Below are 15,774 nucleotides of genomic sequence, written 5' to 3'. Positions count from 1 at the left end.
ACATCACTCCTTTTCTCAGAAATCACTCAAGATACGACCCAATCGTCAGGGCCCCGCCCTGGCGCCCGTTCAGATCAAGCTCGGGATGGAGCCCACGACGCGGATCGAACGCGTGACCTCGTCCTTACCAAGGACGTGCTCTACCAACTGAGCTACGTGGGCACCCAGACTTCATCTTCGCGCCGTACATTTCCCGTGAAGCCCCTGCCTGCACTCCCATTCCGAGCCAGATCTCGGCCTCACATCCAGCACATCACGTCTTCAGTTTGGAGCGGGCGATGGGATTTGAACCCACGACAGCCAGCTTGGAAGGCTGGAACTCTACCACTGAGCTACGCCCGCCCAGATTTCCCTTCCACCGAACAAGTACGTTTCTATCTTTCAGGTACGGCCTCCAGCGCCGCCACCCGATTGCCTACCGCCTCCGCAACCAGCGGCGGTACGAACAGGCTTCGTGTGGTGGGCAGGCAAGGATTCGAACCTTGGAAGACATAAGCCAGCAGATTTACAGTCTGCCCCCTTTGGCCACTTGGGTACCTGCCCGGCCGAGCCGGAACAACCACACAACATTCGTTTTCGTTCAGGACAAATCCAATGCAAGAGCGCCTTTCACCCCCCAATAGAGAATGAAAGTAAGCCCCACCACACACAGCTCCCCAGCGGAAAAACATGGCTGGAATGCTGAAGAAAATGAGGATTGGCCTAGATCCGAAAGCGTCCGATTCTATTAGCGAAATATTTCCCTGTCAAGGGGTATGCTCTATGCAAGGTCTTTCGTCCTCATGGTGAGACGCTGCAGGTGCCTTTGGAGCTCGAAATGGCACTGCTGTTCCTAAGTAGCCCCTCGGCCCCACTGATGTGATCAGCTGATGCACCAAGCACTTCCCGCAACAAAACAATCACTTCCGGAGATGAAATGCGAAAAGGAGGGGCTAGAAACCGCTTGTGCGCAACCGTCCTCTCTTCGAGTGATTCCGGCTCGTAGTACCCGGTTAGGTCCGCCGCATCCTCTGCTTTCTTCAGCCGTGCCACCCAAGATTCAAGATTTTTTTTTGACATTCGGCCTCGTGCGGCCCCGGAACGACTAGGCTGTTGCTCTACCTGCGACCACACAGCCCATCCGACGAACAGCGCCCACGTTTCATTCAGGGCCTCCCACGATTCGTTCTCACTCAAGAACCGCTCCTCCGTAGACGATTTCTTTTGCACCACCGGCGTGATCAAGACGCGCTGATAGCGACATTGTTGTTGCTCGCGCGCGAATCGAATCAGGTCGAAGCTCTCCGCCCCTTCGACCGATGCGCGATGCTCAAGAAAATCCATATAGGCATGGAAGAGCTCGTGAAACAGGGTTTCAAGATCCTTGTGTGGCAATCGGTCAAGGGGGCGCAAAGCCCGGCCGGCGGCATTCAACGACAAGGCTCGATTCAGTACCATGCGATGGTCGCTCGGATGGTATTCGGCGGCAAAAGTCCGCAGGTCTTCAAACTCAATGGTGACGAAGGAAGGAGGAATCTGCGAAAGAAACCGCGTAGGCAATCCTAGAACATTGGCTTCGACGACCAATCCCTTCCAGAGAGAAACCGTGCCTCGTCGCCCCGCACTATGGCTGGATTCGGCCGCGGTCCCCTGTCCTATCGGGGCTATCGCCGCGAGCAAGAGGAGCACGAACCAAGTTCGTGCCCACAAGCGATATTTCGTACTGGAGGACATGGTCGCGCCGATAATCGATGAACGGTGAGCGTGCAGGCCTGATAATACAGCCGGACTTCGCCGCCGGGCCGTCTTAGGTGTAGCGGTCAGGATCGCCGCCCCATCCGTAGGAACCGCCCTCTTCCACCAAGGCCAGAGTTTCGACCATGTGCGAAGACACGTGGTCTAAAAACCGCGACGGCTTGGACAGTAACATCCCTGAACTCTTGTCGTAGATATTGATGGGGTAGGTCAGGAACAGATGCCGTTTGGCACGCGTGACCGCCACGTACATCAACCGCCGCTCTTCCTCCAGATCTTCGTCGGCCCCAAAGGCAAAGACCGATGGGAACTTGCCGTCCAACACCCACAAGACAAAGACACATTGCCATTCCAACCCCTTGGCGGAATGGATCGTCGACAGCACGAGTTGCTCGTCGTCACGATCGGCGGCTTCCACGCCGACCGCACTACCATCCGGCGGTTCCAGCGCGAGATCAGCCAGAAATTCCGTCATGCCGGGGTAACTTTCCGCAATCGTGTGAAGATGCTCCAGATCGCGAATGCGCTTGGGATAGTCGTCGTGATGATCTTTCAAAATCGGCAGGTAATACTCATAGATCTGGTTGACCTGCTCCGAGGGATTCAGATCATCGGCGCCCGAGACGCTCTGGAGCACGGCCGCCAACTCCTTGAGCCCCTTCCCTGACCGTCCGGTGCTTTCGGCCAGCACCCGATAGGGATCGGCAGTCCGCACCATGGCCGCCACCAAGTCCTGCGCTTTCTTGGGCCCCACGCCTTCGACGAGCATGAGAATGCGGTGCCAACTGACCGCATCCTGCGGGTTCGTGACCACCCGAAGATGGGCGAGCAAATCCTTGACATGCGCCGCCTCGATGAACTTGATGCCGCCGCGTTTCACGAACGGCAAGCCGTGTCGCGACAACTCAATTTCCAGGTCGAACGAATGAAAGCTCGATCGCACCAGAATCGCGATTTCGCTCAGCGGGACGCCCTCTTCCCGCAGTTCCAATATTTTCTGCGCCACAAACCGCGACTGGGCATTTTCGCCGGCCGCCTCGACCAGCGCCGGCAGGGGACCGTCAAGCTTCCGCGTGAACAGGCGTTTCGAGTATTTCTCCGGCGCCTCGCTGATAATTTCGTTGGCCAGGTTCAGAATCGGCTGGGTGCTCCGATAATTTTCCTCGAGCTTGAAAATTTTCGCGCCCGGGAACCAGGTGGGGAACTCCATGATATTACGGAAGGTCGCGCCCCGAAACCCATAAATGGACTGGGAATCGTCACCTACGACCATCACGTTGTCGTGCGTTGCGGCCAGCTTCCGGATCAACTCCGCCTGAAGGCGATTCGTATCTTGATACTCGTCGACAAGGATGTAGCGAAACTGCTGGGAAATCGCCCGTTGCGTCGGTTCATCCTTCGTCAGCACCTCTTTCAGCAACACAAGCAGGTCGTCATAGTCGACAAGCTGCCGCTGACGTTTGGCTTTCAGATACGCCGCCCGCAACGTTCCGAGGGCCTCCAGATGGTCGGAGAAGTGCGGAAACTCTTCCAGCACGATGTCATCGAGCTCACGCAAGGTGTTCTCGCATTTGCTGAATATCTCGGCAATTGTGCCCTTCCGGGGGAACCGCTTATCCTTTTCGTTGAGCCCCAGCTGACTCCGCAATAGAGCAAGCAGGTCTTCTGCATCCCCGCGGTCCATGATCGTGAACCCAGCCTCGAGTCCGATCACCCGGCCGTGGCGCCGGAGCAACAAATTGGCCACTGAGTGAAATGTCCCGCCGCACACGCGCTGACTGCGGGTCCCGATCAGGCCCCCGGCCCTGTCGACCATTTCCTCGGAGGCCTTTCGGGTGAACGTGAGCAGCAAAATCTGCGATGGATCGACGCCGATATCGATCAAATACGCGACTCGATGCACCAGAGTTCGCGTTTTGCCGCTGCCGGCACCGGCAATGACAAGGGCAGGACCGTCACCAGCCGTCACTGCGGCATACTGCTGCGCATTTAACGTCCCAGCATAGTCAAGCGACAGCTTCCCGGGAGAAACAGCGTCAGCCGCTCGCTTGAGAATGTAGGGTTTGACGTCGCGATCCATACGGGAGTCTAACGAGTCCGGGTTCGGAAGGTGATGCTGAAAAACGGACGCGCTGTATAACATACCATCAGCCGCCTTTCAACGAAACGTGGTGTGCCGGCTCGCCGGAGGCCCTTCCCCGGCACATCAACACTTGGACCGGCAAAACGACTTGTATATAATGCCGGCACATTACAGGCACGAAACGCAGCGAGGCTTATGGTGACGACTCCGCAAACTCCGCATACTGAATACTTGAAGACGGTTGCCGAATTGATGCTGGCTGTGGCTGGCGAATCGGTCGCTATGGTGAAACGGGCGGTCCCCGAGCAGGCGCTGAAACTCAAACGCCAGGACGAATGGGGCATCTACCTGGAATTTCTCAAGGCCATGTTCAACCTGGCCGATCGGGTGTCCGCGCTGCATATTCCGCTGAAAGAGCAACCACTCTTCATGGACAGTTTGGAAGATGAAGTGACGACTCAGATGAAAAAGGTACTGGAGCCAGCGTTCGGCTCGGGCAGCGACCAGATGGAGATTGTCTTGACCATCGGCGCTGCCGTCGCGGAAAGCCGAAAGACCTACGAGAAGCATCGGTTCCTGGTCACCGAGGACAGTCGTGCACGCAACGAGATGTACCGCGATGTCAGCGAGCGCGTGGCGGAATTGATCGGCGCACCCGGCAATGGACAGGTGAGCGGTGCCGCGACTCTCTGCATCAGCGCGGTCATTCCGGCCCTCGTTGGGATTTTTGAGGGCCAAAAGCCGGCGGCGCCGGCCGTGGCCTCATCCGGATCGGCTTCCGCAAGTAGCGGGGCCACTTCGCGCGGGGCCACCGGCAACGACATTAAGCTCGTCAGTGTAATGTCCTCTGTCAACGGAGAGGAAGTGGAAACGCGCTGGGGCCTGCACCCGCGGTTCCGGCAGGACTTGAAGCAGGATGAAGTGCGGCAGCTCACGACGCTCATGAACCGGGTCGCCAAGATCCTTGGCGAACGGTACGCCCGCGTAGCATTTTCGGACCAGTGGGCCTCCTGGCATAAAGCCGGGCACGCCTGAGCGAGAGGCGAACCCGCTCCACGCTGTCGGTCGACGGCCCAAACTTTTCCCCGATCCCATGGAGGTGCAGTGCAAGGACGAGATCAGACACATCCACCTGACGCCGTGATTCCCCCGAATCTGCATCGCCTGCGCGAATTGGCCCATAATCTTTGGTGGAGTTGGAACCCAGCCTCGCGCCGGTTGTTCGAGTCCATCGACCCGACACTCTGGTTCCTGACCCACCACAACCCGGTCCAACTGCTCTCGCACGTCCAGCCGGAGCGGCTCGCGGCGCTTGCGGCAGACCCCAACTTCGTCCGGCAATACTCCGCTGTCCTGCGGACCTTCGATGAGTATCTCAGCAGCAGCAATACATGGATGGCCACCCAATTTCCCTCGCTGAAGGACGGCCATATCGCCTACTTCTCAGCCGAGTTCGGCCTTCACATTTCGATCCCCATTTACAGCGGCGGATTGGGCATCCTTGCCGGCGACCATTGCAAGGAAGCCAGCGACCTCGGTATTCCGCTGGTGGGATTGGGGTTCATGTACCCGCAAGGGTACTTCATGCAGCGGATCAATCCGGAGGGATGGCAGGAAGCCGCCTATGCGCCATTCAATCGGAACGACTCACCGATCCACCCGGCCATGACCCCTGCCGGCACACCCTGCACCATCACCGTCGATATCGGGCACCGCCGTGTGAGCGTGGTGGTTTGGCAGGTGCGAGCCGGGCGCATGTCCCTCTATCTCATGGACACGGACGTTCCACAAAATACCCCGGAAGATCGTGCGCTCTCGGCCCGCCTGTATGGTGGAGATCAGGAAATCCGACTTTGCCAGGAGTTTCTCTTGGGCATCGGTGGTGTGCGCGTGCTGCGCGCACTCGGATTGACCCCCATGGTGTGGCATTCTAACGAGGGCCACTCCGCGTTCTTGACTGTCGAACGGGTGCGTGAACTCGTCCAACAGGGACTCAGTCACGCGGAAGCCTGCGAACAGATCCGGCAAAGCACGGTGTTCACCACCCATACGCCGGTTCCGGCCGGTCATGACGTCTTCCCGTTTCACCTCATGGATCGGTACTTCTCCAACTATTGGGGACAACTCGGCCTATCCCGCGACGAATTTCTTCGACTCGGAGAAACTCCGGAATCGCGTGGACACGGTTTCAACATGACGGCGCTGGCCATGCGACTGTCCGCTCACGTCAACGGCGTCAGCCGAGAGCACGGACGGGTGTCTCGCCGGATGTGGCAACATCTCTGGCCTGGCCTGGCAGAGGATCTGGTTCCGATCCGCAGTTTGACCAACGGCATCCATGCCCCAACCTGGATTTCGCCGGAACTGAATTCGTTGTACACAAAATGTCTGAGCCCGGATTGGGCGGAGCGTATTGATGACCCGGCGCTGTGGCAACGTGTCACCGACCTCCCTGACGACGAGCTCTGGACCGTCCGCCAGACGACCAGACGGAAACTGATGAGTTTCATTCGGGAGCGCGCCCGTGACGGCTGGATCCGCGGTCACCTGCAGCCGACGCAGGCAATTGCGCGAGGCACGCTGCTCGACCCTGAAGCCCTGACTATCGGATTTGCTAGACGGTTTGCCACCTACAAACGAGCGACACTGCTATTTCGAGATCTCGAACGCCTCAAGCGACTCCTTCACAATAGGTGGCGGCCGGTTCAGATCGTCTTTGCCGGCAAGGCCCACCCGGCGGACGAGCCCGGACGGTACTTCATCCACGAAGTCATGAGCATCTGCAACGATCACAAGATCGGCGGCCACATCGCCTTCCTCGAAGACTATGACATGCATATGGCTAAATACCTCGTCCAAGGCGTCGACATCTGGCTGAACACGCCTCGAGCGCCGCTCGAAGCAAGCGGCACGAGCGGCCAGAAAGCAGCACTCAACGGCGTTTTGAATCTCAGCGTGCTGGACGGATGGTGGCAGGAAGGCTATAACGGCGCCAATGGCTGGGGGATTCAGCCGCTGCCGGAAGGCACGGATCTGCAGGCCCAGGATGCGCATGATGCCGAACAGATCTTCCAGCTGCTGGAAGAGGAAGTCGTTCCTCTGTTCTACCAACGCGATCTCGATGGAGTGCCTCGTGGCTGGCTCCAGATCGTGAAGGAGAGTATTAAAACTATTGCCCCACGCTTCTGCACCAAACGGATGGTCAAGGAGTATATGGGACAGATGTATGCACCGGCCACCGCACGAACACCCAAGAAGTGGTGAGGTGACCCGCCGGGCAGTCACTCAACCGGTGAGCCGACACTTGCTTGGGCCTCTGGGAGCCATCCTGGTGACTTGCCTGCTGACGGGACACCCGGCCTCCGTCATTTCGGCCGCTCCCTCCCCATCAGCAGAACAACAGGCAGCCGCGCTCTACAAGTCCGCCCGCTACGATGGCGTGCTGGACATCCTCCGTACCGTCCCGTCGGATCAGCAAGCGCCCCGAGAACTGATTCGATACGCCATTCTGAGCCAGATCAAGCTTGGCAAGCCGGAAGAGGGCTGGAAACTCTACCCACAGCTTCTTCAGACGGACAAATCCGATGACTTCGAATTGCTGCGAGAACTGAGCCAAGCCTTCATTACCAGCCGAGTACGGGACAGCCAAGAGCACATCCGCATTGAAGCCTTCACGGCTCTGGCCGAATTGAAGCTGCAGGACGTGTTGCCTCTTCTGGAGGATGGCCTGTTGGATTCTTCAGCGCTCGTCCGTGCTCGCGCGGCAGAAGCGATAGGGCGGAGCGGCCAAGCAGGTCGCTCGTCGGCGCTGAAACGTGCCATGCGGGACGAAGCCCCAGGAGTCCGCATCGCGGCGATGAACGCCCTGAGCGAAGCCCAAGTCATCGACATCAAGGAGCAACTGACGACGATTGCGCGAGTCGACGAAGGTCCTGAATCAATTTTTGCCCTAGCCGGCCTCTACAAACTCGGAAGGGCCGACGTCCTGACAGATCTCACCAATGCGGTGACGCTCCCCGATCCGGAAGTACGCATGGCAGCCCTAGGGACACTTGGGAAATTGCGCCAGCCCACGAGCTTGGCCACACTGAGTCAGGCTGTCTATGACCCACATCCAGCCGTGCGCGCATTTGCCGCTGGTGCACTTGGTGAATTCGGCAGCGCGCAGGGATTAGCCCCGCTGACTCATGCGCTCGGCGATGAGAGTGCCCGCGTCCGAAGCGTCGCCGCAAGCAGCATCGGACGACTTGGGCTGGCTGAGGGAAAGACGGTCGTGCAGCCGTTGCTGCGTGATCCCGATCTGCACGTTCGCGCCAGTGCGATCGAAGCTCTGCTCCGCCTCGGCGACCTTACGGTGGTACTTACCGCGGCCGACCTGGCCCGCCATCCCGACCCATCGGTTCGTGGGGCCACAGCTCAGGCCCTCGGCGCAGCCCCCACGGCAAAATCGCTGCCGATCTTGGAGGCCCTCCTCCGTGATCAACAGCCTCTCCCGAGACTCCTGTCGGCACGCGCCTTAGGCAAAGCCCGATCGGCCACTCTGGTCCCGACCCTGAAAAAGGGGCTTCAGGACACCGATCCCGCGGTACGGATTGCAGCAGCGGCCAGTATGTATCAATCCCTCTCAAAACCCGACAAACCAGGGAGCGCCCGAAAGGGCTGACAACCGCATGCTTAGGTTTTTAGGCCTGCTGGTGCTGCTCACGGTTTCTTTTGTACTCGGGTATAGCTGGGGTAAGCGTCCTACCACTGATCTGGAACAGACCGTAAAGGATCTGTCTCGAAACGTCATGGATACCACACTCGGCATCGAACGGGACCTTCGACGACGGCAGGGCCTCGTTGATGCCAAAGCCAGGGTAGTGCAAGCCAAAGCAGAACTGCTCAACAAGAATTCGGGAGACGCGGTGAAACAGCTGGCGGAGGCGGTTGACTCGCTTGAGGCCGCATCCCGCGGCGGAAAACAGGTCGACCCAAATGTTCAGATCAAGGAGCTGACGGGTAAGGTGCGCGAGATCAGACTTGAACTTTCCCTGGGTAGGAAGGTGCCGAACGGGAAACTCGACGAAGTCCAAAAAGAATTGGACGTACTGCTGAACAAGTAGCCGGCAAGCGGTCAGGCATTTGCTGTTTGCTTCTTCCACTTCGCCAAGATGCGCTCAACCCGCATCTTGACCACCATATCGGGATCCTTGAGCAGCGGCTTGATGGCATCGCGTCCCCGCTCGTCTCCGATCGCTTCGAGGGCCGCGGCGGCCGTGAGCCTGGTGAACCAATCTTTGTCCTGGAGCATCTCGATCAACGCATCGATCGCCTCAACGGCCTTGATCCGACCCAACGCAATGACAGCCTGTTTACGGACCAGCTCATCCTTGTCCTTCAATGCCTTGATCAAGCCCGGCACGGCCGGCTCACCCAAATTGACCAGCGCGTCCGTCGCGTCGTCTTTGAATTCGTCGTTATGGAGCTGCCGCATCAGCGGCTCAAGAACACGTTCGTCACGGATCTTTCCGAGAGCCGTAATCGCATACTTCCTAACGTCCCAATCACGAAGTAACTTGAGCAAAATCTCAACGGCCGGCGATCCAATCTGGCCCAAACCTTCAATCGCAACCTCACGAACCTGCCAGTCGCCGTCACGGAGAGCCTGCGCCAGCGGGTCGACGCACCGCTCATCACCCATCTCACCCAAAGTGATGGCGGCCTCACGGCGAACGACCCAGTCCGGATCTTTCAGGAGATCGATTTGGATATCGATTTCATCCTTGACCTGCTCTTCTTCGAGGACAACCTCCTGAGCGGGATCAACAGGTTCCAACATGCCCGCGTCCGCCGAAGCAGAGAGTTGATCAGACACCTGATCGGTCAAGGCCTCATCGACAGCAGGCACGCCTGACACAGTCTCTTGCGGCTGATCCATCTCACGCTCGTCTTTCATAACGCTCTTCCCCTTGTCCACGAGAAAAATTGGACGGTCTGCAATGTGTTAGCTGGCAACGCCCTCAGCCTTTCCGTCACTCTGACTGCCCCCTGCATGCTTCTTCCTCAGCGCCAACGCCCGACGCTTTCGCTGTGTGCGCTTCAAGCGCTTGCGGAGACGACGAAGGACCGCGTTGCCGTTGCCATCGTCCTTCTTTTTCCCCGACAGTTTCTTCTTGAGCCTGGTTTCGTCCGATTCACGCACAGCTTTTTTCGCCATTCCGGTTTCAGCCTCCAGCTTTGGGCACGTAGCAAAAGAGAGGCAGCGGCGCAGCACACCGCTGCGGGACTGTGCAGTCTAGACAACTGAGTCGAGAACTGTCAACTGAGCTGCAGAATCGAAATGCAGGTTACGAGAGGACGAGGACTGGAACCGTGTTATGCGCGGTGTGATCCGCCGCCAGCATCGAGCCGATGCGGCGCTCGCGCCTGACATACAAGGCCTCTTTGGGCATTTCCCGAATCTGAACCACCGGTGAGTGGTAGCCCGAGGACCGACGCGAATAGGAACCTGGTGAGGCACTGTCCGTTCTAAGGATAGTCCCTGCCACGCTGGGAATCATCGACGCCGGAATCGGCATAACCGGCCCATGATCGCCGACCACCTCAATCTGCACCGGAGCGATTCCAACTTCCACCATCCCCAACTCGCGGGCCGCGGCATACGACAAGTCCAGCATTCGACCTTCGATGTAGGGCCCCCGGTCATTGATCCGCACTTTCACCGTCTTACCATTCGACAAATTAAGAACGCGCACCACCGTACCCAGCGGCAACTTGCGATGGGCGGCGGTGAACGTCATCATGTTAAAAATCTCACCATTCGCCGCCTGCTTGCCGTGAAATTCCTTGCCGTACCAGGAGGCGACTCCGCGATCCCTAATCCCCATATCCAGCGGAATTTCGCCCTTCTGAATCGAAGAGCAGGCACCGAGCAAGAGACAGCCAGCAAGGGGGAGTGCTGCAATAGCCGACTTCCGGAAAGAACGCGTGTGAAGTATCGTCACCATGAAAGCACCTCATCGATCAGCCTGAGGTTGAACGTCACTGTGGCTCTAACCGTCAACGCGTTCCGTCAGGCTACGAAGTAATCCGGTCGCCAACAATACCGTCCGAGTAGGCAGACGCCCTACCAAAGCATGAAGATGATGAAGGGCGGGCTTGGAACCGAGAGTCTGGCGCTCCGTTACATGCTGACCGCGCCTATATAAAGGAGGAGCGTGGCTGCGTCAACCGAAGAATTGAGTGGAACAGCTACCCCGGCCAAGGCTGTTCCAAAACAAGACAGCCGGGAAAGCCTCTTGGCTCTCCCGGCTGTACAAAACCGGCCCCGACTCTCTCCCAGTCAATCCGGTCGAGTCGAATCAACGAAAACGGATGGCTCTATCATCAAACTTGGTATTGAGGACAAACCGTTCGAAGTTCTTTTCCAACACCTCGGAAAGTATATCCTCCCCGTCCTGCGGTTCGAACCAAAATACATTGTAGGTGCCGGAGTGCGCGACTGTATCCGAGATCGAGCTGTCGTCGCTCCGATTCTTTCCCTGGATCGTCAGCTTGTTGCGAGCGCTGATATCCGTAAACATGAACCCGCCCTTGGCCTCTACGGCCATGTCCAATATCTTGCCGGACAATACGATATCAGGTCCGTTGTCGGAAACCGGCGGAGCGACCTTGGCGTATTGCACCTGCCACCCCTTGCGCTTGAGGTAATCGGCCAACGCCTGCGCCGTCTCTTCTCCCGCACTTCCACTCGGCACATTGAAGTAGCTCTCCCCACCCCACAACGAGTTGCGGGTGCCAACCTTGGTGCGATCCGTGCGACCATCGTCGAATGCCACCACGGTCACCCGTGGAGCTGCCATCGGCTTCACGGCCGCCGTTGCACCGGCGCCGTCCTTTGCCGGCTTGACCGCCAAGTTAACCGGAATGATGTCGCCCTTTCCAGAACAGCCCACCATGAGCAGAATACCCAACACCAGTGGCATCGCCGCTCCAATGCGATTAGGATCTCGTCTCATAGGATTCCTCGTACCTCCCTGTATCCTCTCGATATACCGGACGCTTCTTCTCCCAGAGATCCTACCGTGTCTGAATGACGATTGACCGCACGGTGAGGCCCTCCCGATTTTTGCTGTATTTCATCGTAACTTTATCACCGGGGCGAATCTGCTCCAGAGTGGTTTTCTTTTTTCCCCGAAGAATAGGGGTGCCGGGTTTCACAATGGCTCCGACCACGATCTCTTCCTTCGGACCACGCATGCCCTTCACGACGATCACGGGAGGACTGTCGTTTGCACTAACGGACTCTACCGTTCCCCGGATTTCGTGGGCGCTGGGATTCGCAGCATAGACGGCGTTGGAAACCGTACCGAGGCCGGCAACTCCCACACACAACACCGCCGAAACCAACAGTAGTCCTAACAAGGCCGAACGGGACTGCATCATCACACCCTCATCTGATTCCGGCGAATCCGGCATACTGGGTTATCGGGAAAATTCCAGCGCAAAAGTGGCGGAACTTTAGCAGTTACTGATTGCAGTGTAAAGTCGGAGACGGGAGTTTTCGCACGCTGCGCGGATCACTGAGGAGGGTCTCTCTCTTGACTGACTTCAGGCTGCTCGGTAATATCAGCCCGGTTCACCACACCAAACGCCGAATCGGTCAGCGCTACGATTATATCCAGCCCCTGTCCGTCGCCGTCGCCACCGCATGATTGAAGTTCAGAACATCACCAAGCGGTACGGAAACCTGACTGCCATCGACCGTGTGACATTCCGTGTCGACAAGGGAGAGGTACTGGCGTTTCTCGGCCCGAACGGGGCAGGGAAGACCACGACGATGCGCATCCTGACCTGCTTTATACCGGCCACTGAGGGCACCGCACGCGTGGCAGGCTTTGACTGTGCTGATCAGACAGAAGAGGTCAAAAAACACATCGGCTACTTGCCCGAAACTCCACCGGTCTATCAGGAACTCACCGTACACGAGTACCTTGCCTTCGTCGGTAAACTTCGTGGACTGACCGGCAAGGCCCTGTCATCCGCCATGGACCGGGTGCTGGAGCGGCTGTCCATCGGCTCCGTACGTCATCGATTAATTGCAAACCTCTCGCGAGGTTATAGGCAGCGGGTGGGGCTCGCGCAGGCTCTGTTACATGATCCCCCCGTCCTAATCCTAGACGAGCCAACCGTGGGGCTTGATCCGAAACAGATCATCGAGATCCGTGAACTCATCAAGAGCCTGGCGGGATCCCATTCTGTGATCTTGAGTACCCACATCCTTCCGGAAGCAACGGCAGTCTGCCAGCGCGTCGTGATTATCAACGGCGGGCGGATCGTAGCCGAAGATACACCCGATCAACTGTCGGCGCGCCTGCGTCGCTCTGAAAAAGTCAGCCTCACCCTCAGAAACCCGCCGCCCGACGCGGCGAAGCGCCTTCAGACGGTTCCGGGCGTGCAACACATTCTCCCGGCCTCGGAGCCCGGCACCTTCCTAATCGAATGTGAGCTCGGGCGAGATCTCCGCGAGGAGGTTGCAAGGTATGCCATCCAACAGGGTTGGAGCCTGCTCGAACTGAAAACCGTCTCGATGACACTGGAAGATGTCTTCCTCCGCCTGACTCAGCATGAGGACGGCGTGACAAAAGCCGATCCTGCGACGGCGACTGAGGCATGAGTCCCCGATGACACCAGTCCAAGCAATCATTGGAAAAGAACTCCGTTCCTATTTCGTCTCTCCCATCGTCTATGTCGTTGGGGGCGTGTTCCTCCTCACCTTCGGGTTCCTTGCATATCTATATATTGTCTTCACGGGTGCGCAAGCGATTCAATTGGCGCAGATGCAGGGAGGGACCGCGCAGATCAACCTGAATGACTTGGTTTTCAGGAATCTGTTTGCCAGCATGCGGTTCGTCCTATTGCTCATTCTCCCAATCCTGACGATGCGGCTCTTCGCCGAGGAACGGAAGCTCCGCACCTTCGAGTTCCTCATGACGGCCCCGATCCGCACGGTCGAGATCGTCATGGGCAAATTCTTGAGCGTCTATCTCGTCTTCCTGGGAATGCTGGCAGTGACATGGCTCGTCCCCTTCACCCTGGCGTTATTCAGCGACTTCGAGTGGTATCCGGTACTGACGGGTTATCTAGGCCTCGCCTTACTCGGCGGCTTCTTCCTCGCGGTCGGTGTGTTTGCTTCGTCGATTACTGAGAATCAGATTGTAGCGGCCTTTACGAGCTTCGGGCTCCTGCTCATGTGTTGGCTGCTGGCCGGACTCGGTTCGCTGCTGGGTGACACCACGGGGGGCGCCGTCGTGTCCTATCTCTCGTTCATGGAGCACTTCGACCACCTGGTCCGCGGTCTCGTCGACACCAAGGATCTCACGTATTACCTCAGCGGCACCGCACTCATGCTGTTCCTGGCACACCACGTTGTTGAATCGTCCCGGTGGAAATGACGCGGCACAACCTTCCCATAGGCGCGATCGGTACCGGGCTCGCCTTAGCCGGCATGATCGGATATACCCTGGCGCCGGACAAACTGTGGCTGGTCACACTTTGTGAGGCCCTGGCACTTCTCTGCCTGACCTGGTTTTTTATTGCGCACCTCGAGCAATTCAAGGCCTTCTCCACGCGCCGTTCCACCAGGGCGGGAGCACACAGTGCTCTGGTCGTCATGCTCTTTGTGGGCATCTTGATCATCGTAAATTTTCTGGCCGCTCGCCATTCCGTTCGCTGGGACCTCTCGGAAAACCAGAATTACACCTTGGCGCCGGAAACCCACCGCGTGCTTAGAGGACTCCCCCGGGAGGTTTCAATCACGGTCTTCACTCGAGAAAAGGATCCGGGCTACCAGAGCTACAAGGAACGGCTGGACAGTTATCGGCAAGCCAGCCATAAATTGAGTGTGCAGTTCGTCGACCCGGAACGGCAACCGAAGGTGGCCCAAAATTACGGCATCACCCGGACCGATACCGCGATCTTCGAAAGCGGCCCGCAATCGGTTCGGATCACCTCTCCATCCGAGGTGGAAATTACGGGCGCGCTCATCCGGGTGTCGAAAGACAGCAAAAAGCGCATTCTGTTTCTCGAAGGACACGGCGAGCGCAGCCTTGAGGATAAGGACCGAGGCGGCTTAGCCCTGACCAAGGAAGCGCTGCAAAAACAGGGGTATGAGGTCGGTACGGTCACGCTGCTGCAAGAGATCGCGGTACCGGCCGATACGGACGTGCTCGTCTTAGCCGGCCCTCGCCGACCCGTTACGAAGGAAGAGAAGGACCGAATTCTGGCCTATGTGGCGAAGGGCGGGCACGTCATGGCCCTCGTCGACCCGGATACACAGGCAGGCTTGGACGATCTCTTGAAGGCGTGGGGTGTGGACTTGGGCCCCGGCGTCCTCGTGGACCTTCAGGATCGTCTGGCGCAGGGCGACCTCACCGCGCTTCTAGTGCGCACCTTCACCGAGCATGAAATCACGCACGAGATGACGGCAGCCGTCCTCTTCCCGCTGGCGCAGCATGTGAATTTTCATGAGGATACCGGCAAGGACTGGGATTACGTTCCCCTGGCCAGAACGTCGCCGCGCAGTTGGGCCGAAACCGATATGAAGGGCCGGGTTGTCGGCTACAGTGAAAAGGAAGACGTGCAGGGCCCTCTGGCCATGGCTGCAGCGCTCAGCCCCAAAATGCCACCGCAGGAGGGTAAGCCGCGCCCAGCGATTGTCGTGGTTGGGAACTCGGCGTTTGCCAGCAATGGCTATATCAACTTCCCGGGCAACAGCGATTTCTTTTTGCGCTCCATCGGCTGGCTGGCCGAAGAACGCGAGCTCGTGTCGCTGACGCCCAAAGATCCCGCGCTCCACCCCTTCGTTCCAAGTCCGCTACAGGAGCGAATCCTCCTCTATGTGCAGGTGCTGTTGCTCCCCGCCGTTACAATTCTTTCAGGCGTCATGGTCTGGCGGAAGCGGCGGCGCTTGTAAT

14 protein-coding genes and 3 tRNA genes are annotated in these 15,774 nt (G+C 58.3%); 7 read left to right on the top strand and 10 right to left on the bottom strand.

From position 1 onward, the window contains the following. Positions 1-86: 86 nt before the first annotated feature. The 5 genes from KF814_17085 to KF814_17065 form a co-directional block, all read right to left on the bottom strand. Positions 87-162 (bottom strand) — tRNA-Thr (locus KF814_17085). Positions 163-267: 105 nt separating this feature from the next. Beyond that, positions 268-342, bottom strand: a tRNA-Gly gene (locus KF814_17080). Between the two features lie 115 nt (positions 343-457). Beyond that, positions 458-543, bottom strand: a tRNA-Tyr gene (locus KF814_17075). A gap of 237 nt (positions 544-780) precedes the next feature. After that, positions 781-1,713, bottom strand: a complete 933-nt coding sequence (locus KF814_17070) for a hypothetical protein (GenBank protein MBX3237860.1) — start codon at positions 1,711-1,713, stop codon at positions 781-783. Positions 1,714-1,786: 73 nt separating this feature from the next. Further along, positions 1,787-3,877, bottom strand: a complete 2,091-nt coding sequence (locus tag KF814_17065) for an ATP-dependent helicase (GenBank protein MBX3237859.1) — start codon at positions 3,875-3,877, stop codon at positions 1,787-1,789. A gap of 135 nt (positions 3,878-4,012) precedes the next feature. Between KF814_17065 and KF814_17060 the strand changes: the two genes are divergently transcribed. The 4 genes from KF814_17060 (at position 4,013) to KF814_17045 (ending at position 8,922) form a co-directional block, all read left to right on the top strand. Next, positions 4,013-4,852, top strand: coding sequence for a hypothetical protein (locus tag KF814_17060; protein MBX3237858.1), 840 nt, complete (start codon positions 4,013-4,015; stop codon positions 4,850-4,852). A 69-nt stretch (positions 4,853-4,921) separates the two neighbouring features. After that, positions 4,922-7,081 (top strand): alpha-glucan family phosphorylase, encoded by a 2,160-nt coding sequence (gene glgP, locus KF814_17055; protein ID MBX3237857.1) that lies wholly within the window; start codon positions 4,922-4,924, stop codon positions 7,079-7,081. Position 7,082: 1 nt separating this feature from the next. After that, positions 7,083-8,480, top strand: a complete 1,398-nt coding sequence (locus KF814_17050; GenBank protein ID MBX3237856.1) for a HEAT repeat domain-containing protein — start codon at positions 7,083-7,085, stop codon at positions 8,478-8,480. 7 nt (positions 8,481-8,487) lie between these two features. Continuing rightward, a complete protein-coding gene (locus tag KF814_17045; GenBank protein ID MBX3237855.1) occupies positions 8,488-8,922 on the top strand; it encodes a hypothetical protein in 435 nt (144 codons plus the stop codon). A gap of 11 nt (positions 8,923-8,933) precedes the next feature. Here the strand turns inward: KF814_17045 and KF814_17040 are convergent, their stop codons facing one another. The 5 genes from KF814_17040 to KF814_17020 form a co-directional block, all read right to left on the bottom strand. Continuing rightward, the gene (locus tag KF814_17040; GenBank protein MBX3237854.1) at positions 8,934-9,755 is read right to left on the bottom strand and encodes a HEAT repeat domain-containing protein; all 822 of its coding nucleotides are present in this window, start codon (positions 9,753-9,755) and stop codon (positions 8,934-8,936) included. A 48-nt stretch (positions 9,756-9,803) separates the two neighbouring features. Next, positions 9,804-10,016 carry a hypothetical protein gene (locus tag KF814_17035; GenBank protein ID MBX3237853.1) on the bottom strand — a complete coding sequence of 71 codons (213 nt, stop codon included), beginning with the start codon at positions 10,014-10,016 and terminating at the stop codon, positions 9,804-9,806. Positions 10,017-10,146: 130 nt separating this feature from the next. Further along, positions 10,147-10,806 (bottom strand): septal ring lytic transglycosylase RlpA family protein, encoded by a 660-nt coding sequence (locus KF814_17030; GenBank protein MBX3237852.1) that lies wholly within the window; start codon positions 10,804-10,806, stop codon positions 10,147-10,149. 354 nt (positions 10,807-11,160) lie between these two features. Next, positions 11,161-11,817 (bottom strand): hypothetical protein, encoded by a 657-nt coding sequence (locus KF814_17025; GenBank protein MBX3237851.1) that lies wholly within the window; start codon positions 11,815-11,817, stop codon positions 11,161-11,163. A 61-nt stretch (positions 11,818-11,878) separates the two neighbouring features. Then, on the bottom strand, positions 11,879-12,244 hold the full coding sequence (locus tag KF814_17020) for a hypothetical protein (GenBank protein ID MBX3237850.1): 366 nt from the start codon (positions 12,242-12,244) through the stop codon (positions 11,879-11,881). A 265-nt stretch (positions 12,245-12,509) separates the two neighbouring features. Here KF814_17020 and KF814_17015 point away from each other — a divergent pair, with 265 nt between their 5' ends. Genes KF814_17015 through KF814_17005 form a run of 3 tightly spaced genes read left to right on the top strand, consistent with a single transcriptional unit; the run spans position 12,510 to position 15,773 of the window. After that, positions 12,510-13,475, top strand: a complete 966-nt coding sequence (locus KF814_17015) for an ABC transporter ATP-binding protein (protein MBX3237849.1) — start codon at positions 12,510-12,512, stop codon at positions 13,473-13,475. A gap of 7 nt (positions 13,476-13,482) precedes the next feature. Beyond that, the gene (locus KF814_17010; protein ID MBX3237848.1) at positions 13,483-14,253 is read left to right on the top strand and encodes an ABC transporter permease subunit; all 771 of its coding nucleotides are present in this window, start codon (positions 13,483-13,485) and stop codon (positions 14,251-14,253) included. Next, positions 14,244-15,773 carry a GldG family protein gene (locus KF814_17005; protein MBX3237847.1) on the top strand — a complete coding sequence of 510 codons (1,530 nt, stop codon included), beginning with the start codon at positions 14,244-14,246 and terminating at the stop codon, positions 15,771-15,773. The genes KF814_17010 and KF814_17005 overlap by 10 nt, the downstream gene beginning before the upstream one ends. Position 15,774: the final 1 nt, after the last annotated feature.

Source organism: Nitrospiraceae bacterium (genome assembly GCA_019637075.1).
GTDB lineage: Bacteria > Nitrospirota > Nitrospiria > Nitrospirales > Nitrospiraceae > JAHBWI01.
The sequence above is the reverse complement of the archived record's forward strand: the minus strand, read 5'-3'. Positions and strand labels throughout refer to the sequence as shown.